Origin of the sequence: Streptomyces sp. STR69 (genome assembly GCF_024519455.1) — a bacterium.
Taxonomy (GTDB): Bacteria; Actinomycetota; Actinomycetes; order Streptomycetales; family Streptomycetaceae; genus Streptomyces.
The window spans coordinates 160,451-180,101 of the sequence record NZ_JALJRY010000015.1; the positions used below are offsets into that span (position 1 = coordinate 160,451).

Annotated in this window: 20 protein-coding genes; 12 read left to right on the forward strand and 8 right to left on the reverse strand. The window is 72.2% G+C overall.

Annotated elements, in window-relative coordinates; all coding sequences use genetic code 11:
- The first annotated feature begins 146 nt into the window (after positions 1 to 146).
- Positions 147 to 1,385 carry a molybdopterin-dependent oxidoreductase gene (locus tag OC490_RS27380; protein ID WP_262060671.1) on the forward strand — a complete coding sequence of 413 codons (1,239 nt, stop codon included), beginning with the start codon at positions 147 to 149 and terminating at the stop codon, positions 1,383 to 1,385.
- Positions 1,386 to 1,707: 322 nt separating this feature from the next.
- Here the strand turns inward: OC490_RS27380 and OC490_RS27385 are convergent, their stop codons facing one another.
- The 3 genes from OC490_RS27385 to OC490_RS27395 are packed head-to-tail and all read right to left on the reverse strand — an operon-like array spanning position 1,708 to position 3,895.
- Complete coding sequence (locus OC490_RS27385; RefSeq protein ID WP_410099030.1) at positions 1,708 to 2,532, reverse strand: class I SAM-dependent methyltransferase; 825 nt, start codon at positions 2,530 to 2,532, stop codon at positions 1,708 to 1,710.
- Positions 2,529 to 3,146, reverse strand: coding sequence for a DUF2064 domain-containing protein (locus OC490_RS27390; RefSeq protein WP_262060672.1), 618 nt, complete (start codon positions 3,144 to 3,146; stop codon positions 2,529 to 2,531). Before OC490_RS27390 ends, OC490_RS27385 begins: the two co-directional genes overlap by 4 nt.
- Positions 3,143 to 3,895 (reverse strand): glycosyltransferase family 2 protein, encoded by a 753-nt coding sequence (locus tag OC490_RS27395; RefSeq protein WP_262060673.1) that lies wholly within the window; start codon positions 3,893 to 3,895, stop codon positions 3,143 to 3,145. The genes OC490_RS27390 and OC490_RS27395 overlap by 4 nt, the downstream gene beginning before the upstream one ends.
- A 105-nt stretch (positions 3,896 to 4,000) precedes the next feature.
- Between OC490_RS27395 and OC490_RS27400 the strand changes: the two genes are divergently transcribed.
- Together OC490_RS27400 and OC490_RS27405 are read left to right on the forward strand one after the other, a co-directional pair.
- Entirely contained in the window at positions 4,001 to 4,756 is a 756-nt protein-coding gene (locus OC490_RS27400; RefSeq protein WP_262060674.1) for a response regulator transcription factor, read from the forward strand.
- Positions 4,757 to 4,758: 2 nt separating this feature from the next.
- Positions 4,759 to 5,871 (forward strand): sensor histidine kinase, encoded by a 1,113-nt coding sequence (locus tag OC490_RS27405; RefSeq protein ID WP_262060675.1) that lies wholly within the window; start codon positions 4,759 to 4,761, stop codon positions 5,869 to 5,871.
- 27 nt (positions 5,872 to 5,898) lie between these two features.
- Here OC490_RS27405 and OC490_RS27410 read toward each other — a convergent pair whose 3' ends face one another.
- From OC490_RS27410 to OC490_RS27420, 3 genes are read right to left on the reverse strand one after another with little or no spacing between them, the layout of a single operon-like run.
- Positions 5,899 to 6,897 carry an NAD-dependent epimerase/dehydratase family protein gene (locus tag OC490_RS27410; RefSeq protein ID WP_262060676.1) on the reverse strand — a complete coding sequence of 333 codons (999 nt, stop codon included), beginning with the start codon at positions 6,895 to 6,897 and terminating at the stop codon, positions 5,899 to 5,901.
- A gap of 40 nt (positions 6,898 to 6,937) precedes the next feature.
- A complete protein-coding gene (locus OC490_RS27415) occupies positions 6,938 to 7,672 on the reverse strand; it encodes a response regulator (protein WP_262060677.1) in 735 nt (244 codons plus the stop codon).
- Positions 7,669 to 8,895 (reverse strand): sensor histidine kinase, encoded by a 1,227-nt coding sequence (locus OC490_RS27420; protein ID WP_262060678.1) that lies wholly within the window; start codon positions 8,893 to 8,895, stop codon positions 7,669 to 7,671. Before OC490_RS27420 ends, OC490_RS27415 begins: the two co-directional genes overlap by 4 nt.
- 127 nt (positions 8,896 to 9,022) lie before the next feature.
- Between OC490_RS27420 and OC490_RS27425 the strand changes: the two genes are divergently transcribed.
- The 3 genes from OC490_RS27425 (at position 9,023) to OC490_RS27435 (ending at position 12,340) form a co-directional block, all read left to right on the forward strand.
- Entirely contained in the window at positions 9,023 to 10,552 is a 1,530-nt protein-coding gene (locus OC490_RS27425; protein ID WP_262060679.1) for a nitrilase-related carbon-nitrogen hydrolase, read from the forward strand.
- Positions 10,553 to 10,589: 37 nt separating this feature from the next.
- The gene (locus OC490_RS27430; RefSeq protein WP_262060680.1) at positions 10,590 to 10,721 is read left to right on the forward strand and encodes a hypothetical protein; all 132 of its coding nucleotides are present in this window, start codon (positions 10,590 to 10,592) and stop codon (positions 10,719 to 10,721) included.
- A gap of 269 nt (positions 10,722 to 10,990) precedes the next feature.
- The gene (locus OC490_RS27435; RefSeq protein WP_262060681.1) at positions 10,991 to 12,340 is read left to right on the forward strand and encodes a hypothetical protein; all 1,350 of its coding nucleotides are present in this window, start codon (positions 10,991 to 10,993) and stop codon (positions 12,338 to 12,340) included.
- A gap of 39 nt (positions 12,341 to 12,379) precedes the next feature.
- On the opposite strand, the gene OC490_RS27440 is transcribed toward OC490_RS27435, so the two are convergent.
- The gene (locus OC490_RS27440; protein WP_262060682.1) at positions 12,380 to 13,411 is read right to left on the reverse strand and encodes a LacI family DNA-binding transcriptional regulator; all 1,032 of its coding nucleotides are present in this window, start codon (positions 13,409 to 13,411) and stop codon (positions 12,380 to 12,382) included.
- A gap of 177 nt (positions 13,412 to 13,588) precedes the next feature.
- On the opposite strand from OC490_RS27440, the gene OC490_RS27445 reads away from it, so the two are divergent.
- On the forward strand, positions 13,589 to 15,610 hold the full coding sequence (locus tag OC490_RS27445; protein ID WP_262060683.1) for a beta-galactosidase: 2,022 nt from the start codon (positions 13,589 to 13,591) through the stop codon (positions 15,608 to 15,610).
- A 306-nt stretch (positions 15,611 to 15,916) separates the two neighbouring features.
- The gene (locus OC490_RS27450; protein ID WP_262060684.1) at positions 15,917 to 16,198 is read left to right on the forward strand and encodes an ArsR family transcriptional regulator; all 282 of its coding nucleotides are present in this window, start codon (positions 15,917 to 15,919) and stop codon (positions 16,196 to 16,198) included.
- A 20-nt stretch (positions 16,199 to 16,218) separates the two neighbouring features.
- On the opposite strand, the gene OC490_RS27455 is transcribed toward OC490_RS27450, so the two are convergent.
- Positions 16,219 to 17,049: a ribonuclease BN gene (locus OC490_RS27455; protein WP_262060685.1), complete on the reverse strand. Its 831-nt coding sequence runs from the start codon at positions 17,047 to 17,049 to the stop codon at positions 16,219 to 16,221.
- Positions 17,050 to 17,228: 179 nt separating this feature from the next.
- Between OC490_RS27455 and OC490_RS27460 the strand changes: the two genes are divergently transcribed.
- From OC490_RS27460 to crcB (OC490_RS27475), 4 genes are all read left to right on the forward strand, one after another.
- Positions 17,229 to 18,191, forward strand: a complete 963-nt coding sequence (locus OC490_RS27460; RefSeq protein ID WP_262060686.1) for an SMP-30/gluconolactonase/LRE family protein — start codon at positions 17,229 to 17,231, stop codon at positions 18,189 to 18,191.
- Positions 18,192 to 18,355: 164 nt separating this feature from the next.
- Positions 18,356 to 18,817, forward strand: coding sequence for a fluoride efflux transporter CrcB (gene crcB / locus OC490_RS27465; protein ID WP_262060687.1), 462 nt, complete (start codon positions 18,356 to 18,358; stop codon positions 18,815 to 18,817).
- On the forward strand, positions 18,814 to 19,194 hold the full coding sequence (locus OC490_RS27470) for a DUF190 domain-containing protein (RefSeq protein ID WP_262060688.1): 381 nt from the start codon (positions 18,814 to 18,816) through the stop codon (positions 19,192 to 19,194). The genes crcB (OC490_RS27465) and OC490_RS27470 overlap by 4 nt, the downstream gene beginning before the upstream one ends.
- On the forward strand, positions 19,191 to 19,565 hold the full coding sequence (gene crcB, locus OC490_RS27475) for a fluoride efflux transporter CrcB (protein ID WP_200708777.1): 375 nt from the start codon (positions 19,191 to 19,193) through the stop codon (positions 19,563 to 19,565). The genes OC490_RS27470 and crcB (OC490_RS27475) overlap by 4 nt, the downstream gene beginning before the upstream one ends.
- Positions 19,566 to 19,651: the final 86 nt, after the last annotated feature.

Sequence of the window (19,651 nt, forward strand, 5' to 3'; positions counted from 1 at the left end):
GCGCTCGTGGTCGCGGAGAAGATCGGGGTTCACGCCGACACGTTAGGTCGGGGTGTGCCCGGCGGAGCCGCCGCCGAGGGAGACGTCAGGGTTTCGTCATGGTTTGCGAACCCGTTCGGGGGGTGTTTCCGGCCTACGGTCGGGGCATGCCACGCTCCCCCTCCTCGCCCGCCTTCTGGCGCAGCCCACTGCGCGGCCCCTGGTTCACCTCCGTGCTGGGCCTCGTGCTGCTCGTCGGGATCACCGTGCTGTTCGTGACGGGGCTGCTGTCGTACGCCGCCTACAACCCGGACCTGTCGCCGGTGAACGACCAGACCCCGGACAAGGGCCTCCTCGGCTTCTATCTCTTCGCCTGGCCGACCGACCCGTCCTGGCTGTACCGCCTCACGCAGGGCACGCACGTCACCCTCGGCATCGCGCTGATCCCCGTACTGCTGGCGAAGCTGTGGTCGGTCGTCCCCAAGCTGTTCGCCCTGCCGCCGGCCCGCTCCCTCGCCCACGCGCTGGAACGGCTCTCGCTGCTGCTCCTCGTGGGCGGCGGCCTGTTCGAGTTCACCACGGGCGTGCTCAACGTCCAGCTCGACTACGTCTTCCCCGGCTCCTTCTACCCCCTGCACTTCTACGGCGCCTGGGTCTTCTTCGCCGCCTTCCTCGCGCACGCCGTCCTGAAGACCCCCGCGGCCCTGCGCAACCTGCGCCACCTCCGACAGGAACACCCTTATGGGGAAGGGGAGTTGGTGTCCCCGAACCCCGCCGAACCCACCGTCTCCCGACGCGGTGCCCTCGGTGTGGTCGGCGGGGGATCGCTGCTGCTCTTCGGCACGACAGTGGGCCGCGGCTTCGACGGACCACTGCGGGAGACCGCCCTGCTCGCACCGCACGGCGGGCCCGAACCGGGGTCGGGACCCGGCGCCTTCCAGATCAACAAGACGGCGGTGGCGGTCGGGATCGACGCCAGGGAGACGTCCGAGGACGCGTGGCGACTGGTGGTCGAGGGCAACGGCCGCACGGTCCGCCTGGGCCGGGCCGCACTGCTCCGACTCCCGCTGCACAGCGCCGCGTTGCCCATCGCCTGCGTGGAGGGCTGGTCGACCTCCGACCAGTGGTGGCGAGGCGTACGGCTACGGGACCTGGCGGCACTCGTCGGCTACGAGACGGACGCGGCACCCGACGTCCTGGTGGAGTCCCTGCAACGCCACGGGGCGTTCCGCCGGTCCGCCCTGCGCGACAATCAGGTCCGCGACCCGCGCTCGCTGCTCGCCCTGTTCGTCAACGGCGCGGACCTCACCCCCGACCACGGCTACCCGGCACGCGTCATCGTCCCTGCGGCGCCCGGTGTGCTCAACACCAAATGGGTGGCCCGTATGACGTTCGGAGACCTGTGATGCGCGTTCCGTTCAGGCGGCCGGCCCTCGGCAGTCCGCTCCAACTCCTGCTGCTGGCCTGCTCGTTCGCGCTCGCCGGGTACGCGGGCGCGCGGCTGCTCGCTGACGACTGGTTCGGGGTGGCGCTGTGGTTCGTGGGCGCGGCGGTGCTGCACGACCTGGTGCTGGTGCCCTTGTACGCGGGCGCGGACCGGGCGCTCGCCCGGGTGCTGGGCAGCGCCGGACACCGGGAGTGGACGGGGTACGTCCGGGTCCCGGCGCTGCTCTCCGGCCTACTGCTGCTGGTGTGGTTCCCGCTGATCGGCGGGCAGGTCGCGGACCGCTACAGGTCCGCCACCACGCTCTCCGGCGAGGGGTTCCTGTCCCGCTGGCTGCTGGTCACGGCGGCGCTGTTCGGCGGCTCGGCCGTGTTGCCCGTCCTGCGGTCGCTGCGGTTGCGCAGGGTGAGGAAGGAGCGGCCGTCGGCCGTCCACTGACCCTCCGTGCGCCACCCCGCCCAGCCGGCGTGGCGCAGCAGGGCCGGGGTGCCGAGACGGGCCCACGGGAAGGACGTACCGGAGGCTCCACGACCGTCGGCGACCCGCACCCGCACCCGTTCGTCGACATCGACCGGAGCGGTCTCCGCGACCAACAGCCCGCCAGGCGCGATGAGTTGGGACAACCGCCGCAGCAGGGCGTGCGGGTCGCCGCCGATGCCGACGTTGCCGTCGATGAGAAGGGCGGTGTCCCAGCGGCCCTCGCCGGGGACGGCTTCGAAGACGGACCGGCGCAGTGCCTGCCCGCCCAGCCGCACGGTGTGCGCGACGGCGGCCTCACTGACGTCGATGCCCAGCACCGGCCGCCCCTGCGCGGCGAGCGCCGCGACGAGCCGCCCGGGCCCGCAGCCCACATCGAGCACGGCCCCCTCGCACCGGCGCAGCACCTCCCGGTCCGCCGCGTCGGCCGCCGCGCACCAGCGCTCCACCTCCAGGGGCAGCAGCCAGCCGTCGGTACGGCGGAGGAAGAGCGGACCGCGACCGGTGCGCAGGGCGTCGGTGTACGGGTCGGCGGACCAGGGGCGTGCGGGGGAGTCCGACGGTGGGCAGTCGATGAGCGCGGTCACCGGGCGCGTGCCCTCGCCGGTCGGCACCGGACGCGCCGCACTCACCTGCCGACTCCCGTCCTCAGCCGCGCCAGTTCCTTCGCGAACCGTCCCTCCGGTGCCTGGGCGGCGACCAGTTCTGCGTCGTGCGCCGTGTCGACATCTCGCAGGGGTGGGAGGTCGCGGACGCGGAGGCCCGCGGCGGTCAGCCGGGCCCGCTGGACGGTGCCGGTGGTGGGCGTCGACATCGGTACGCCCCGCAGCAGCGCCGGATCGGGGTCGGCGAGGCCCAGGGCCCAGAAGCCGCCGTCCTCGGCCGGGCCGAAATACGCGTCGCAGCCGGCGAAGTCGACGGTGAGGAGCGCGGGCGTCACCTGCGGGGTGTCCATGCCGATCAGCAGCGCGGGCCCGGCGCAGCCCGCGAAGGCGGCGGCCAGCCGTTCGTCGAGCCCTCCGCCGCACTGCGCCACGACGTCGAAGCCGGGCGGCAGCCAGGGGCCCGGCGCTCCGTCGAGCACCAGCACCCGCCGCCGTGCGGGTGTCGCCAGCAGTACGTGCAGGGTGTCGACGAGTGAGGCCTCGGCGAGAGCGGCGGCCTCCTCGGGTGTGAACGGCGGAGTCAGCCGGGTCTTCACCCGCCCCGGTCGCGGTTCCTTGGCGATGACGAGAAGGGTGATCACCGGGATTGGGCTCCTTGAGGTGAGGGGGCGGCCGTCGGCACCGTCGCGGGAGCCGGGGGTTCTGCCAGTACCCGGCGCATGTCGCGTACCGCCTGCCGGGTGCCGCGCCAGGTCCCGGTGACCTTGGAGGCGCCGGTGCGCGGCAGATACGGCACGTCGTGCTCGGCGACGCGCAGACCGGCGTCGGCGGCACGCACCACCATCTGGAGCGGATAGCCGCTGCGGCGGTCCGTGAGGCCGAGCGCGAGCAGATCCGCGCGCCGGGCGGCCCGGAGCGGGCCGAGGTCGTGCAGGCGCAGCCCGGTGCGGCGGCGCAGCATCCGGGCCAGCGCGAGATTGCCCGCCCGGGCGTGCGCGGGCCAGGCCCCGCGCCCCTGCGGACGGCGCCGCCCGAGCACGAGATCGGCCTCGCCGTCGCGCACCTCGCACACGAAGTCCACCAGCAGGGACGGGTCGAGCGAGGCGTCGCAGTCGCAGAAGCAGACGATGTCCGCGGTGGCGGCCAGCAGCCCGGCATGGCAGGCGGCGCCGAACCCGCGGCGCTCCTCGCGCACGACGGTGGCGCCGAGGCTGTGGGCGAGTGCCGCGGAACCGTCCGTGGATCCGTTGTCCACGACCAGCGCGCGCCAGCCTCGCGGAATGCGGGCCAGCACCCAGGGCAGGGCCTCGGCCTCGTTCAGACAGGGGAGGACCACGTCGACGGGCGCCGGGTCCGGTTCTGGTGGGGGAGAGGTCGTCACGGCTTTCACCCTACGAGCGCGAATCCGGCATACCGGACTTCGGTTCCTTACGAAACACGGACGTCCGGGCAGTGGATCCGGGAGGAGGGCGCGGCCGGTGGGACCCTGGATCACATGCAGCAACCGTACGAATCCCCAGGTGCCGTACCCGCCCCGAGCGCGCACGCGAACCCGACGCGCGTCCTCGTGGTCGACGACGACCCGACCGTCGCCGAGGTCGTCTCCGGATACCTCGACCGCGCCGGATACGTCGTGGACCGTGCCGAGGACGGGCCGGGCGCGCTCGCCCGGGCCGCCGCGCACTGGCCGGACCTGGTCGTCCTCGACCTGATGCTGCCGGGCATGGACGGCCTGGAGGTGTGCCGTCGGCTGCGCGGCCACGGACCCGTGCCGGTGATCATGCTCACCGCGCGCGGCGACGAGGACGACCGCATCCTCGGTCTGGAGGTCGGCGCCGACGACTACGTCACCAAGCCGTTCAGCCCGCGCGAACTCGTCCTCCGCGTGGAGTCCGTACTGCGCCGCAGCGGCCCCCCGGCCGCGACCCGCCCCCTGCGCGCGGCGGGACTCACCGCCGACCCCGCCGCCCGCCGCGCCACCAAGAACGGCACCGAACTCGCCCTCACCCTGCGGGAGTTCGACCTCCTCGCCTTCTTCCTACGACACCCCGGGCGGGCGTTCAGCCGGGAGGACCTGATGCGGGAGGTGTGGGGATGGGACTTCGGCGACCTGTCGACCGTCACCGTGCATGTGCGGCGGCTGCGCGGCAAGGTCGAGGACGATCCCGCCAGGCCCCGCCTGATCCAGACGGTGTGGGGGGTCGGCTACCGCTTCGAACCGGCTCGCACCGGCTCCGTGGAGGAGGGCTGATCATGCGCGACATGCTGCTCATCGCCCTGTTCGCCTTTCTGGGCGCGGCCGGAGCCGGGGTGCTCGGCGCGGGCGCGCTGTGGCTGCTGCGCCGGCGGTCGCTCACCACGTCCGTGTCCGTGGTCGCCGCCGTCGCCGTGACCGCGATGCTCGCCGGCACGCTGGCGGTGGCGCAGGCGATGTTCCTGTCCTCGCACGACCTGTCCGTCGTCACCACCGTCGTCGCCATGGCGGCCGTGGTCTCCCTGGCCACCGCGCTGCTGCTCGGCCGCTGGGTCGTCGCCCGCAGCCGTGAACTCGCCCGCGCTGCACGGGACTTCGGCGACGGCGGCGACTTCTCGGCACCCGAGGGTGCGGCGACGGCCGAACTGGCCGACCTGAGCCGGGAGTTGGCCGCGACCAGCGCCAAGCTCGCCGAATCCCGGGACCGTGAACGCGCGTTGGAGTCCTCGCGCCGCGAACTCGTCGCGTGGATCTCGCACGACCTGCGCACCCCGCTCGCCGGTCTGCGCGCGATGTCCGAGGCCCTGGAGGACGGGGTCGCCGCCGACCCCGACCGTTATCTGCGCCAGATCCGCACCGAGGTCGAACGCCTCAACGACATGGTCGGCGACCTCTTCGAACTCTCCCGCATACACGCCGGGACGCTCACGCTCTCCCCGTCCCGGATGTCGCTCTACGACCTGATCGGCGACGCCCTCGCCGGCGCGGACCCGCTCGCCCGTGAGCACGGGGTGCGGCTGGTCGGCGACCGGATCGTGGCGGTGCCGGTCGAGGTGGACGGCCGGGAGATGAGCCGGGTGCTGGGGAACCTGCTGGTCAACGCGATCCGGCGGACACCGGCCGACGGCACGGTCGCGGTCGCCGCCGAGCGGTCCGCCGAGGGTGTGGTGCTGTCCGTGACGGACGGCTGCGGCGGTATCCCGGAGGAGGATCTGCCACGCGTCTTCGACACGGGCTGGCGCGGCACCCACGCGCGGACACCCCCGGCGGGGGCGGGCCTGGGCCTGGCGATCGTGCGCGGCATCGTGGAGGCCCACCAGGGACGGGCCGCCGTACGGAACGTGTCCGGCGGCTGCCGCTTCGAAGTGACGCTGCCGATGGCCGAGGGGTGAACACCGAAGGCTCCCTCGGCCGCCCGGCTACCGCTCCCCGCGCAGCTTCGACAGCGCGAACTCGCGCATCCCCTCCGGGAATCCGACCTCCGCCTTCCAGCCCAGCTCGGCCCGCAGCCGTGCCGAGTCCGCCGTGATGTGGCGGACGTCGCCGAGCCGGTACTCCCCGGTCACCACGGGCTCGGGCCCGCCGTACGCGGAGGCCAGCGCGTGTGCCATCCCGCCGACCGTGTGCGGGTCCCCGCTGCCGGTGTTGTACGCGGTCAGCACCCCTTCCCGGGGCTCGGACTCCAGTGCCGTCACGTTGGCCGCCGCGACGTCCCGTACATGCACGAAGTCCCGCCGCTGGCCGCCGTCCTCGAACACCCTCGGTGCCTCACCACGGGCGAGCGCGGACCGGAAGAAGGAGGCGACCCCGGCGTACGGGGTGTCGCGCGGCATCCTCGGGCCGTACACGTTGTGGTAGCGCAGCGAGACGGCCGAACCACCCGTGGCGCGCGCCCAGTTCGCCGCCAGATGTTCCTGGGTCAGCTTGGTCGTCGCGTACACGTTGCGGGGGTCGACCGGAGCGTCCTCGCCCACCAGTCCCGGCGTCAACTCCTCGCCGCAGCGCGGACACCGGGGCTCGAAGCACCCGGCGTCCAGATCGGCCACGGCTCGGGGCCCCGGCCGCACCGGGCCGTGCCGTTCGCAGGTGTAGGCGCCCTCGCCGTAGACGACCATCGACCCGGCGAGCACCAGTCGGCGCACCCCCGCGTCGGCCATCGCGCCGAGCAGCACGGCCGTACCGAGGTCGTTGTGGGAGACATAGTCGGGCGCGTCGCCGAATCCCGTGCCCAGTCCCACCATCGCCGCTTGATGGCAGACGGCGTCCACGCCCGGCAGCGCGGACGCGACCGCCTGGGGATTGCGCACCTCGTGGCCGTCACGCAGGTCGAAGACGATTGCTTCGTGTCCGCGTGCGGTCAGTGCCTCGACGACATGGGACCCGATGAACCCGGCACCGCCGGTGACCAGTACTCGCATGTGTCAGACGCTAGGACCGCCGGCCCACCGCGCGGCAGTGTCACGGCCGTCGCGTCACCGGTCCGTAAGGCCTTCTCGGCATCGGTGCGGTTCCGGTGAGGCCCGCCCGCTGCGCGATCAGGGCGGCCTGCACCCGGTTGTCGAGGCCGAGGCGGGTGAGGATGCGGTTGACGCGGCTCTTCACGTTCGCCTCGGTGAGCCCCAGGTCCGAGGCGATCCGGGCGTTGGACAGACCGCGCGCGACCAGGACGAGGACCTGCAGCTCGCGCTCGGTGAGCAGTTCCGTCAGCGCGGGCTCGCCGGGTGCCGGGGCCGGTGCCTCTGCGAGCAGCGCTGTCGGCAGCGCGGTCAGGGTGTCGATGAGCCGGCGGGTGACGCTCGGCGCGAGCACGGGCTCCCCGCCGACCGCCGCGTGGAGGGCGCGGGCGAGGTCGTCGGGATGACTGTTCTTCAGCAGGAAGCCGTCCGCGCCCGCGCGAAGCGCCGTGTGCACGTACTCGTCCAGGTCGAACGTGGTGAGGACGACCACCCGCGGCGCGGGCCCCGGCCCGGGCCAGTCGCCGACGATGCGCCGGGTGGCCTCGACGCCGGTCGTGCCGGGCATGCGTACGTCCATCAGCACGACGTCGGGCCGGAGTTCGAGCGCCCGGGCCACGGCCTGCTCCCCGTCCGCCGCCTCGCCGACGACCGACAGGCCCTCCCGGCGGTCGATGACCAGCCGCAGCGCGGTCCGGACGATCTCCTGGTCGTCGACGACGAGCACGCGTACGGTCATCCGGCCGCCTCCACGGGTCGTGGCGCCGTCCCGCACAGGACGGCGCGCAGCCCCCAGCCGCCGTCCGGGCGCGGCCCCGCAGCCAGCTCACCGTCGAAGGCCGCCACGCGTTCCCGCATGCCGATGAGCCCACGACCGGAGCCGATGACGGACCGGTGGCCCGGAGCGGCCGGGTCGTTGCGCACCTCGATGACGAGCCCGCTGTCGTCGCCGCACACGCTGACCAGCACATCCACGGGCCCCGCGTGCCTGACCACGTTCGTCAGCGCCTCCTGGACGATTCGGTACGCCGAGACCCGCATCCCCGCGGACGGTGCCGTCCCCGTCCGGATCTCCGGCGCGTACGTCACGCGGCACCCCGCCGACCTGGCGGCGTCGATGAGCGTGTCGAGGTGGTCCAGGGACGGTTCGGGCGCGAGTTCCCGCTCCCGGAACGACAGCAGCCCGAGCAGGCGCCGCATCTCGACGAGCGCGGTGTCGGCGGTCACGGCGATCAGCTCCACCCCGTGGGCCGCGAGGGGCGGATCGTCGTCCATGACGTCCTGCGCGGCCCGCGCCTGTACGGCGATGGCGCTGACGTGGTGGGCGACGACGTCGTGCAGATCGCGGGCGATACGGGCCCGCTCGGCGATCGCCGCCTGCCGGGCGTTGAGCTCCTGCTCGGCCCTGAGCCGCCGGTTGAGGTCGCGCAGCCGGTCGGCGTCGGCGCCGATCCTGCGTCTGCCGTGTCCCAGGGTCCAGGCGAGGGCGAAGAAGAAGACGAACGTCGTGGCGCTGATCGGCTCAAGCGACCCCAGCTGGGGTGTCTGCCAGTGTCCGCTGAGAGCGTCGGCGGTCATGGCGGCGGCGAGGCACAGCAGAGTCCCTGGCACGCTGGCCGCGACCGGCTCGTACCGGGCGAGGGCGTATACGCCGATCATCAGCAGGAACGGGCCGGGGATCTTCCCCGGGATCGGGCCGAGCACCTGGAAGGTGACGTAGAGGACGGTCATCGCGGCCAGGACGGTACGGGGACGGGGCCGTCGCCACAGCAGCGGGACGGTCTGCGCTCCCCACAGGGCCACGGCCCATGCGCCCGGCGCGGGGCTGCGGCCGAGCACCGTGGCCATGTCGAACAGCGTCAGACCGCCGCCGAGCGCGACATCCGTCAGACGCGGCCGGGCGGCGAACCAGCGCTGTGCGGCCCGTGGCAGGGCCCTTGTCTCCATGACCATCTCAGTCATCAGGCTAGGGCAGCGGGTGTCCGCCGGGATCCTCCGCCGGGCGCGCATCGATGGTTGCGCGGTCCGGCCGGAGATCGCCGCAGGGACGGAGGCGTCCCGGGGTCCCGCCCTCCTAGCGTCGTTCCCCATGACGAACCTCCCCACAGAGCAGACCCGCCCCTCTCTCGCTACGGCCACGGCGGCCAAGTTCCTTGACAAGAAGGGGAGTTCACGTCTCGCCGCCAGGTGGGCCCTTCTCCTCCTCGGCACCGGGACGACGCTGCTCGCCGTGGGCGGCCGTTGGGACGTCCCGGCCGCCGCCTGGATCTGCCTGGTGCTCCTGCTGCGTTTCACGCGGCTCAGCCGTGCGTGGTCCGGAGCCCTGTGGATCTGGGCGGCGCACACGGTGGCCGCCGTCTTCTGGGTCCAGGAGTCGGCGATCGGCTTCGGGCCGGTGGTGGTCGCGGGCGCCGTCGCCCTGGCCGCCCTGCAGACGCTGCCGTTCCTGGCCGACAGACTGCTGACCGGCCGGCTGCGCCCCGGCCCGGCGGCCCTGGCCTTCCCGGCCGCCGTCGCCGCCACCGAGTTCCTGATCACCGTGGTGTCCCCGTTCGGCACGGCCTACGGCTCACTCGCGGTCACCCAGTACGGCGACCTTCCGCTCCTCCAGGTCGTGTCCGTCACCGGCCCGTGGGGGATCGGTTTCCTGATCGCCTACTTCGCCAGTACCGTCAACCGCCTCTGGGAACAGCCCAGTTGGCGAAGCGGCCTGGTCTACGTGGCCGTACTGCTGACCGTCGTGCTCGCCGGCGGCGCCCGTCTGGCCCTCGCCCCCTCCACGGCCCCCACCGTCCGTGTCGCCGGCATCAGCCCCGGCCGGACCGTGACCGACGCCCAACAGGCGGTGTTCTCGAAGGTCCCGGACATCGCCACCGCGCCCGCCGTGACGGTCGAACCCGCCATGACCGCGGTCGAGAACGACCTGCTGGCCGCCACCGGGCGCGAGGCCGCCGCCGGCGCGAAGATCGTGATCTGGCCCGAGGAGGCCGTCAAGGCCCAGGAGTCCCACGAGTCGGCCGCCGTCGCCGCCGCACAGGACCGGGCCCGCCGGTCGGGCGTCTACCTGGAGATCGGCGTCCGCGTCTACAGCAGGAGCGGGCCCGCCCACGACAAGGACGAGGCGATCCTCATCGACCCGCGCGGCAAGGTGCTGTGGACCTACCAGAAGGCCCACCCCATCCCGGGCTCCGAGAAGTTCACGCCGGGCGACGGCCGTGTACCCGTCGCCGACACCCCGTACGGCCGGATCGCCAACGTCATCTGCTACGACGCCGACTTCCCCGCCATGATGCGGACCCGCGCCGACATCATGCTCGTCCCCTCCCACGACTGGCGGGAGTACGGAGCCGCACACACCGAGAAGGCGAGCCTGCGGGCCGTCGAGGGCGGCTACTCACTGATCCGCCAGGACGCGGAGGGCGTCTCGGCCGCCTACGACGACGAGGGCCATGTCCTCGCCGCCACCGACTACTTCACGACCGAACACCAGACCATGGTGGCCTACGTGCCCGTCCACGGCGTCACCACGATCTACGACCGGATCGGCGACACCTTCGCCTGGCTCTGCCTGGCCTGCGTCCTCGCGCTCACCGTGACCGCCCTCGCCCGTCCCGAGTGACGGACCGTCCCCGCCGAAGAAGAAGCTCAGCACGACCGTGACGGTCGAGGCTACGGCGAGCCGCAGACCCCAAGTCGCGGCGGAGCCGTCCACGAGCACGGACGAGACGGCGGGCAGGTCGAGCAGGACACCGCTCAGGGGCAGCGAGCCCGCACCGCTCAACAAGTAGACCCACAGCGGGGGTTCGTTGGAGACGACGAGGACCGAGGCGGCGAGGACCACGATCACGCTGAGTACGACGGTGAGCGAAGTGATGTCCATGGCCACGAGCATTCCGCCCGCCGGACGACGAAGCGTCGGCGCGACGGAGGATCGACGTCTCTACCGAAGGGTATAGACACGCCTCCCACTACAACCTTCCGTATCGGCAGACCGTCCAACTCCCGCCCGGCATCTCCTACTTGCCGGGGTCTCTGCCGTACCAACATGGGGGATGTCATGATATCTGTCTCCGTCGGGCGCCACTTGCGTCGCGGAGCCTGTGCCGGAGCCGTGGGGGCGTTGGTCCTCACCGGTCTCGGGAGCGGGGCGGCCTTCGCCGACGACGAGCCGCAGACCGACCAACTGTGGATCCAGGCGCCGTACGACCAGTCGGTCACCGTGGCCCCGGACGGTGGCACGGCGCAGTACCGGACGCTGAAGCTCGGTCTGTACCACGACAACGGCAACTTCACGGTGACGGACGGCCGCCTGACCGTCGACGTCTCCGGACTGGCCGGGGTCGCCGAGGTGGCCTGGCCGGACAACTGCACGCCGAACGGCGCGGGCACCGTCGCGGTGTGCGACACCGGGGACGTGCCCACGCGCTACAGCGCACAGGTGCAGCTCCAGGTGCGGGCCGTCGCAGGCGCCGCCGTGGGAGCGCAGGGCGCGATCGAGTACTCCGCCGAGGCCACCGGCGGACCCGACGGCACGCTCACCGCTCCGGAGGGCAGCGCGGAGACCCCCGTCACCGTCCGCTCCGGCCCGGACCTCGGTATCGACGCCCCGCAGGACACGAGCGGCGTCGCGGTCGGCACCGACCTCACCGTGCCCTTCGCCGTCACCAACACCGGCAACGAGACCGCCCACGGCTTCACCGTGCAGATGTGGGCGACATACGGCCTCGACGTCGTCACCCGCTACCCGCAGTGCACCTACACCGAGCCCGACGTCAGCGGCACCTCCATGCCCACGACTCACGCCACCTGCGCCTTCGACACAGACATCGCGCCCGGCGCCACCGTCGAACTGCCCGCGCCGCTGCGGCTCGCCGTCACCGATCACGCGCTCTTCGACCGGTTCGACTACGAGGTCGAGCCCGTCGACGGCATCACCGACCTCGACAGCTCGGACAACGGCCGCGCCTGGAGCATCGTCGCCGACAACACCGCCGACTTCGCCGCGCACGGCACCGAGGTGAGCGGCGCGGCCGGCGACACCGTCACCGCCGCCTTCCGGTTCACCAACGACGGCCCGGCCTGGGTCGGCAACATCGGCTCCGGCGACCCCGTCGCCGTGATCGACTTCTATCTGCCGGAGGGCACCACCGCCACGTCCGTGCCCGAGGGCTGTGAGACCGCCTGGACGTCCGGCGACGACCCGGCCATCGGCCACTACGCCTGCTACCCGCAGATGTGGGTCAAGCCCGGCCTGGACATCAGCTTCCCGTTCCAGCTGCGCATCGACCGGGTCGTCCCCGACGCGACGGGCCACGTCGTCGTCCACCCGCACACCGACAAGCCCGTCACCTTCGACCCGAACAGCGCGAACAACACGGCCGAGGTGGTCGTCAACCCGACCGCCTGACGGCGACGACGAGGGGGCGCGCCGCGAGCTCGCCCCCTCCTACGTCGACTCCCGCTTCACCAACTCCGTCGGCAGTATCACCGCCGCCGTGTCCTCGCCCCCGATCTGCGCCAGCAGCACCCGCACCATCTCCGCGCTGATCCGGTCGAACGGCTGCCGCATCGTGGTGAGTTCGGGGCTGGAGGCGAGCGCGGCGGGGGAGTCGTCGAAGCCGCCGACCGCCACGTCCTCCGGCACCCGCCGCCCGGCCCGCTCCAGCGTGGTCAGCACACCCCGCGCCATCAGGTCGGAGGCGACGAACACCGCGTCCAGATCCGGGACCTGGGCGAGCAGCCGCTCGGCGCCCCGCTCGCCGCTGAGCCGGCTGTAGTCGCCGGAGACGACGAGCCGGTCGTCCACCTCGACGCCCGCCTCGGCGAGCACCTCCTTGTAACCGGCGAGGCGCTCGACACCGCCCGGGGTGTCCAGCGGTCCGGTGACCGTGCCGATGCGGCGACGGCCCAGGGAGAGCAGATGCCGGGTCATGTCACGGGCGCCGTCCCGGTCGTCGGCGGCGACGTAACTGATCTTGGAGCCGAGCCCGATCGGCTTCCCGCACGCGACCAGCGGCACACCCGCCTCGCTCAGCTCCTCAGCCACCGGGTTCCCGGAGTGGCTGGACACCAGCAGCACCCCGTCGACGTGCCCGGAGGTGATGTACCGCGTGATGCGCCGCCGCTCGTCCTCGGTACCGGCCAGCATCAGCAGCAGGGGGATGTCGTGCGCGGCCAGCGCCTGGGTGCAGCCGCGCAGCAGGATGTTGAAGTTGGGGTCCTCGAAGAACTTCTCCTGCGGTTCCGTCAACAGGAAACCGACCGAGTCCGAGCGCCCGGTGATCAGCGAGCGGGCGTGCCGGTTCACGACGTAACCCGTCCTGCGGATGGCCGCGTTGACGGCCTCCTGCGCGGCCGGGCTCACATAGTGCCCGCCGTTGAGGACCCGCGACACCGTGCCCCGTGAGACGCCCGCCTCGCGTGCCACGTCGTGGATCGTCGGCGGCCTGCGCCGACCCCCCGTATTGCTCATGGTCACGACTCTACGGCTCCCGGGCCCGGAGCCTGAAGCACGCCTATGGGAGCGTTCACAGCATTCACGGTAGAGAAACATCAGGGACACTTGTCAGCGGTCACGGACGTGCGGTTATGTTGAGGCAGCGCCCCAGGGCGCGCTGTGTGCACGTTCCCAAATGATCGACTACGGGAGAGATCCATGCCGGAGACCACACCCAAGGGCCTCACCAGGCTCGCCTTCGGTGGGGACTACAACCCCGAGCAGTGGCCGGAGAGCGTCTGGCAGGAGGACGTCCGGCTGATGCGGGAGGCCGGCGTCACCATGGTGAGCGTCGGGATCTTCTCCTGGGCGCTGCTGGAGCCCGAGCAGGGTGTGTACGACTTCGGTTGGCTGGACCGGATCATCGGCCTGCTGCACGAGAACGGCATCCGCGTCGACCTCGGGACGCCCACGGTCTCGCCGCCCGCCTGGTTCTACCGCGCCCACCCCGAGGCCCTCCCCGTCACCGCCGACGGCACCCGCTACGAGTTCGGCTCACGCGGCGCGATCTGCCACAGCAACGCCGACTACCGCGCCGCCGCCGCGAACATCACCACACAGCTCGCCGAGCGCTACGGCTCCCACCCGGCCCTCGCGCTGTGGCACGTCTTCAACGAGTACGGCGTCCCCGTCTCCGCCTGCTACTGCGACTCCTGCGCCGCCCACTTCCGCCGCTGGCTGACGACGACGTACCAGACCGTCGAAGGCGTCAACGAGGCCTGGGGAACGGCCTTCTGGGGCCAGCGGTACGCGGACCTCGGCCAGATCAACCCGCCCCGGCTCACCCCGACCGCCGTCAACCCGGCCCAGGCGCTGGACTACACGCGGTTCGCGGACGCCACGATGCGCGAGAACTTCATCGCGGAACGGGACATCCTGCACCGCCTCGCGCCCGGTATCCCGGTGACGACCAACTTCATGACCGCCCTCAGCCAGTGCGAGTCCGTCGACTACTGGGCCTGGGGCCGCGAGGTCGACCTCGTCACCAACGACCACTACCTGATCACCGACGGCCGCCGCACCCACGTCAACCTCGCGATGGCCGCCGACCTCACCCGCTCCGTCGCGGGCGGCGCCCCCTGGCTGCTCCTCGAACACTCCACCTCGGGCGTCAACTGGCAGCCCCGCAACCCCGCCAAGGCCCCCGGCCAGATGGCCCGCAACGCCCTCTCCCACGTGGCGCGCGGCTCCGACGGCGCGATGTTCTTCCAGTGGCGCCAGTCCCGGCGCGGCGCCGAGAAGTTCCACTCCGCGATGCTCCCGCACGGCGGCACCGAGACCCGCGTCTGGCGCGAGGTCGTCGAACTCGGCGCCTCCGTCGAGGAGTTGGTCCGGATCCGCGGCACCCGCACCCAGGCCGACGTGGCCGTCGTATGGGACTGGCAGTCGTGGTGGGCGCAGAAACTGGAGTGGCGCCCCAGCCAGGACCACGACGCCCGCGAGCGCGCCGACGCCTTCTACGAAGCCCTCTACGACCGCCACCTCACCGTCGACTTCGCCCACCCGGAAGCCGACTTGTCGGCCTATCCCCTTGTCGTCGTACCCGCCCTCTACCTGACGACGGAGGCGGCCGGCCGCAACCTGAAGCGGTACGTCGAGCAGGGCGGCACCCTCGTCGTCTCCTACTTCTCCGGCATCGTCGACGAGCACGACGCCGTCCACGAGGGCGCCTACCCCGGTGCCCTGCGGGACGTACTCGGCCTGACGGTCGAGGAGTTCTCGCCCTTGCTCGCGGGCGAGCGGGTGCGTGTCACCGGACCCGACGGCTCCGAACTCACCGGCGACGTATGGACCGAGTTCGTGGTCCCGCGCGGCGCCGAGACCGTGTGGACGTACGCCGAAGGTCTCACCGCCGATCACCCGGCTGTCACCCGGCACCGCCTCGGCGAGGGCACCGCCTGGTACGTGTCCACGCGTCTCGACGCCCATGGCCTCGACGCGCTGCTCGGCTGGGCCGCCGAGGACGCCCGGATCGCGCCGCGCGCCGAGCTGCCGTACGACGTCGAAGTCGTGCGCAGGGAAGGCGAGTCGGGCAGTTTTCTCTTCGCGGTCAACCACAGCGCCTCGGACGTCAAGGTGCCGCTGGGCGCCGATGGCACGGAGCTGCTGACCGGGGAACGTGCCGCGGGCGGTCTCGCGGTTCCCGCGGGTGCCGTGCGGGTCGTGCGACTCGACGGCTGAGCCGACTCCCCTCCGCCCGCGAGAGCCGTGAGCCGCGGGCGGAGGGGGACGTCCGACCGCTCCGTACGCGTGCGTTCTTGAGCGGCTGCGACGGTGTGGTTCGGCCAACACCCGTTCCGGACGCCGGAGTTCGTTCCCGGTGGTGTCACCGCGTCCCGCCCGTTGTCCCATGCCCCGGCGGCGACGGCCGTGCCGAACAGGAACGGTCGGTCCCGGACAAGGGGCACCGAGTCCGGGACGCGGTGGACCGTGCTGCGGGAGAGTGGGGGGACGCGGCAAGCGGCGCGCAGGACGGAGGGGCACGAGATGCTGAGGACTCCGGCAAGTCAGCGACGACTGGACATCCTGGAGTGGCTGAGAGATCCGGCCGCCCACTTCCCGGCACACCGGTATCTCGCCGAGGCCGGGGTCGGCTCGGAGGCGGTGGCGGCCAAGCTGGGCGTGTCCCGCCAGGTCGCCGAGACCCACCTCGAACTCCTCGCGTCCCTGGGCCTGTTGCGCACCCGGCGGATCCGGCTGCGCACCTACTACCAGCGCGACGAGGTCCGGATCGCCGAGGTGGCCCGGATGTTCGAGAAGGGCTGGTAGCAGGACCGGTGGGCCGGGCATCACACCGTGTCCTGCCCGGAGTCCGCCTCCTCCGGTGACTCCGGTTCGGTGCGGAACGACGCCTCCGGGTCCCCGAACCGCTCGCACAGCAGCCTGCCCACCAGCGCGCCGCCGTAGAGCACGAACCCCACGCCGACCAGCCAGGACTCCACCACCAGCACCGTGCCGACCGGGCCGTAGCTGACCGCGTTGGTGACCAGGAGCGGGGTGAACACCAGGTACGAGAACCAGCGCAGGCCGACCAGGCCCGCCATCGTGGCGAGCGCGCCCGGCAGCAGATACCGCCAGTGGACCTGACGGCTGAGCAGGAAGTGCGGGCCCCACCAGAAGAACAACAGGCCGGCCGCCATGCTGAGCAGGATCCGGGGCGTGCCCGCGAGGACGTTACGGGTCTGCACCTGCGCGTACAGATAGCCCATCAGCATGACCAGCCAGATCAGTTGGCGCCAGATGCGGTGCCAGGGAGTGCCGGTCGGGCGCCACACGTGCTCGTAGCCGCTCTGCACACTCGACGCGAAGGACAGACCGAACAGCGCGAGCAGCGCCACGCTCCAGGCGCTGGTGGTGCCGATGACCTTGCGGGGCGGGGTGAAGACGTCGGTGAGCGCGCGGGCGGAGCGGCCGGACAGATCCATGCCGTCCACCAGCCACAGCGCGAACCCGCCGTGCCCGATCGGATCGGCCGCGGCCACCACGATCAGCAGCGGCGCCAGCGTGACCAGGGCGAGCGTCGCGAACCCCATGGCCCGGTGCAGCAGCTCCAACTCCCGCCCGCGCCGGTTGAGTTCGGCCAGGCCGAGGCGCTGCCACGCGCTGCGGAGGCGGTTCACCGAGGGGTTCCCGCGCGGCGGGCGGCCGACCACGACATGCGGGGCCCCCTTCTCACTTCTCGCCGACCGGCAGCGCGATCCGGGTCACCGGGAATACGCTCGGGAAACGTGACCGGGTGCCGCGATGACCGGGAAGAACAGCAAGAGTACGCGCGCCGGTCCCAACCGTGGAGGTGTTCGTGGACCGACCCAAGGCGCTGCTCGCCCGCCGTTACGTCGCGATCGGCGGCCGTGGTCCCGAGGACGTGGTGGCCGACGCCCGCGGCCGGGTGCTGACCGGCGTTGAGGACGGCCGCATCCTCCGCCTCGACGGACTGATCGACCCCGAGGCGGTACGGGTGGAGACCCTCGCCGACACCGGCGGACGGCCGCTCGGCCTCGAACTCCTCCCGGACAACGCCCTGTTGGTGGCCGACGCGGAACGCGGGCTGCTGCGCGTCGACTTGGTGGACGGAACCGTACGCGTCCTCGCCGGCTCGGTGGCGGGGGAGCCGCTGCGGGGCTGCAGCAACGTGGTCGCGCTGTCGGACGGCAGTGCGTACTTCACCGTCTTCAGCCTCCGCTACCCGATGGAGCGGTGGATCGGTGACATCGTCGAACACACCGGCACGGGACGGCTGTTGCGACTCGCACCCGGTGCCGACAGTCCCGAAGTCCTCCTGGACGGGCTCCAGTTCGCCAACGGGCTCGCCCCGAGCGCCGACGAGTCCTTCCTGGTCGTCGCGGAAACCGGCGCCCGCCGGCTGACCCGCTACTGGCTCACCGGACCGAAGGCGGGCCGGAGCGAGTCCTTCGTCGACGACCTCCCCGGAATGCCCGACAACCTCTGGCGCGCCGGCCCGGACGGGCCGATCTGGGTGGCGCTGGCCGGCCCGCGCGTCGCGCCGCTCGAACTCCTCCACCAGGCCTCGCCCGCCGTACGGCAGGCGGCGGCCCGTGTCGCCGTGCGCGTGCCCTTCCGCCCCACCGGCATGATCGGAGCCATGGCGTTCGACGACGACGGAGCCGTCGTCCATCACCTCGTCGCGCGCGGCTCCTCGTACCGGATGGCCACCAGCGTGTGCGAGGCGTCCGGACACCTGGTGCTGGGGAGCGTGCGGGAGCGCGGGATCGCGCTGTGCGAGCCGCCCGCTCCGAAGTGACCCCGGCAGGTCACCGGCGTTACCCTGTTGCCCGGCCGCGAGCACTCCTCGCGGCGCGGCGGTGGGGCCCGCCGTACCCGAACCGCGGCAGAGGTGCCGCCAACGGTCCCTACTTGTAGAGGCGTGTGCCCCCAGGGCCCCCGACGAGTAGGAGACGTACGGCCATGACAGCCCCCGAAGCCGAGAGCGTGCGCACCCGGCCACAGGCCCCGCGGCCGTCCGTCTGGCGCGGCCAGGGACCCGTGGTCGCGATGGTGGCACTCGGCGGCGCGATCGGGGCCACGGGACGTTACGCGGCCTCCCTGTGGTGGCCCGCGCAGAGTGGCGGTTTCCCCTGGACGACGTTCTGGATCAACGTCGTCGGGTGTGCCGTGATAGGCGTGTTCATGGTGGTGATCACCGATGTGTGGGCCGCGCACAGGCTGGTGCGGCCGTTCTTCGGCACCGGTGTGCTCGGCGGCTTCACCACCTTCTCGACGTACGCCGTCGACATCCAGAAACTGGTCGACGCGGGCCATCCCCGCACCGCGCTGGCCTATCTCGCCGCGACCCTGCTCGCGGCGCTCGCGGCGGTTTGGCTCGCGGTGACGGCGGCCCGGCGCGTCCTGAAGTGGAGGCAGCGATGACCAGGCTGACCGGCAGCGCCCTGCGCGTGACCGTCTTCATCGGCGAGAACGACACCTGGCACCACAAGCCCCTCTACACGGAGATCGTCCACCGCGCGCACACCGCCGGGCTGGCCGGCGCCAGCGTCTTCCGAGGCATCGAGGGCTTCGGCGCCTCCTCCCTGATCCACACCACGCGGCTGCTGTCGCTCAGCGAGGACCTGCCGGTGGCGATCGTGATCGTGGACGCCGAGGAGTGCGTACGGGCCTTTCTGCCGCAGCTCGACGAACTGGTCACCGAGGGACTCGTGATCCTCGACGACTGCGAGGTCATCCGGTACGCGGGCCGAACGGATGCGTCCCGCGAACCGGGCACGAAGGGTAAGAAGTCGTTGTGAACTGGCTGTTGGTCGTCGCGGGAGCCGTCGTCGGCGCTCCGCTCCGCTATCTCACCGACCGTGCCGTGCAGACCAGACACGACTCCGTCTTCCCCTGGGGCACCTTCGCGGTGAACGTCACCGGCTGTCTGATCCTGGGCACACTGACCGGAGCGGTGTCTGCCGGCGCGGCGGGCTCGCATCTCCAACTCCTCGTCGGTACAGGTCTTTGCGGGGCCCTGACGACGTACTCCACCTTCTCGTACGAGACACTGCGACTGACCGAGACAGGGGCGGGGCTCTACGCTGCCGCCAACGTCGTCGGCAGCGTGATGGCGGGCCTCGGTGCGGCATTTGTCGGGGTGTCGATCGCGCAGGCCCTGTGGGCGTAAGAAATCGGGCGGATCCCACGCCCGAACAGGACCGCCTCCAGCGCTATTGTCTACAGCACTGTCGACCAACCCCGAAGAACTGGATC

Bases quoted from the DNA above. Each gene is read 5' to 3' on its own strand.
- OC490_RS27380 (WP_262060671.1), top strand. From the start codon at position 147: ATGCCACGCTCCCCCTCCTCGCCCGCCTTCTGGCGCAGCCCACTGCGC.
- OC490_RS27400 (WP_262060674.1), top strand. From the start codon at position 4,001: ATGCAGCAACCGTACGAATCCCCAGGTGCCGTACCCGCCCCGAGCGCG.
- OC490_RS27405 (WP_262060675.1), top strand. From the start codon at position 4,759: ATGCGCGACATGCTGCTCATCGCCCTGTTCGCCTTTCTGGGCGCGGCC.
- OC490_RS27410 (WP_262060676.1), bottom strand. From the start codon at position 6,897: ATGCGAGTACTGGTCACCGGCGGTGCCGGGTTCATCGGGTCCCATGTC.
- OC490_RS27415 (WP_262060677.1), bottom strand. From the start codon at position 7,672: ATGACCGTACGCGTGCTCGTCGTCGACGACCAGGAGATCGTCCGGACC.
- OC490_RS27420 (WP_262060678.1), bottom strand. From the start codon at position 8,895: ATGACTGAGATGGTCATGGAGACAAGGGCCCTGCCACGGGCCGCACAG.
- OC490_RS27425 (WP_262060679.1), top strand. From the start codon at position 9,023: ATGACGAACCTCCCCACAGAGCAGACCCGCCCCTCTCTCGCTACGGCC.
- OC490_RS27435 (WP_262060681.1), top strand. From the start codon at position 10,991: ATGATATCTGTCTCCGTCGGGCGCCACTTGCGTCGCGGAGCCTGTGCC.
- OC490_RS27445 (WP_262060683.1), top strand. From the start codon at position 13,589: ATGCCGGAGACCACACCCAAGGGCCTCACCAGGCTCGCCTTCGGTGGG.
- OC490_RS27450 (WP_262060684.1), top strand. From the start codon at position 15,917: ATGCTGAGGACTCCGGCAAGTCAGCGACGACTGGACATCCTGGAGTGG.
- crcB (WP_262060687.1), top strand. From the start codon at position 18,356: ATGACAGCCCCCGAAGCCGAGAGCGTGCGCACCCGGCCACAGGCCCCG.
- OC490_RS27470 (WP_262060688.1), top strand. From the start codon at position 18,814: ATGACCAGGCTGACCGGCAGCGCCCTGCGCGTGACCGTCTTCATCGGC.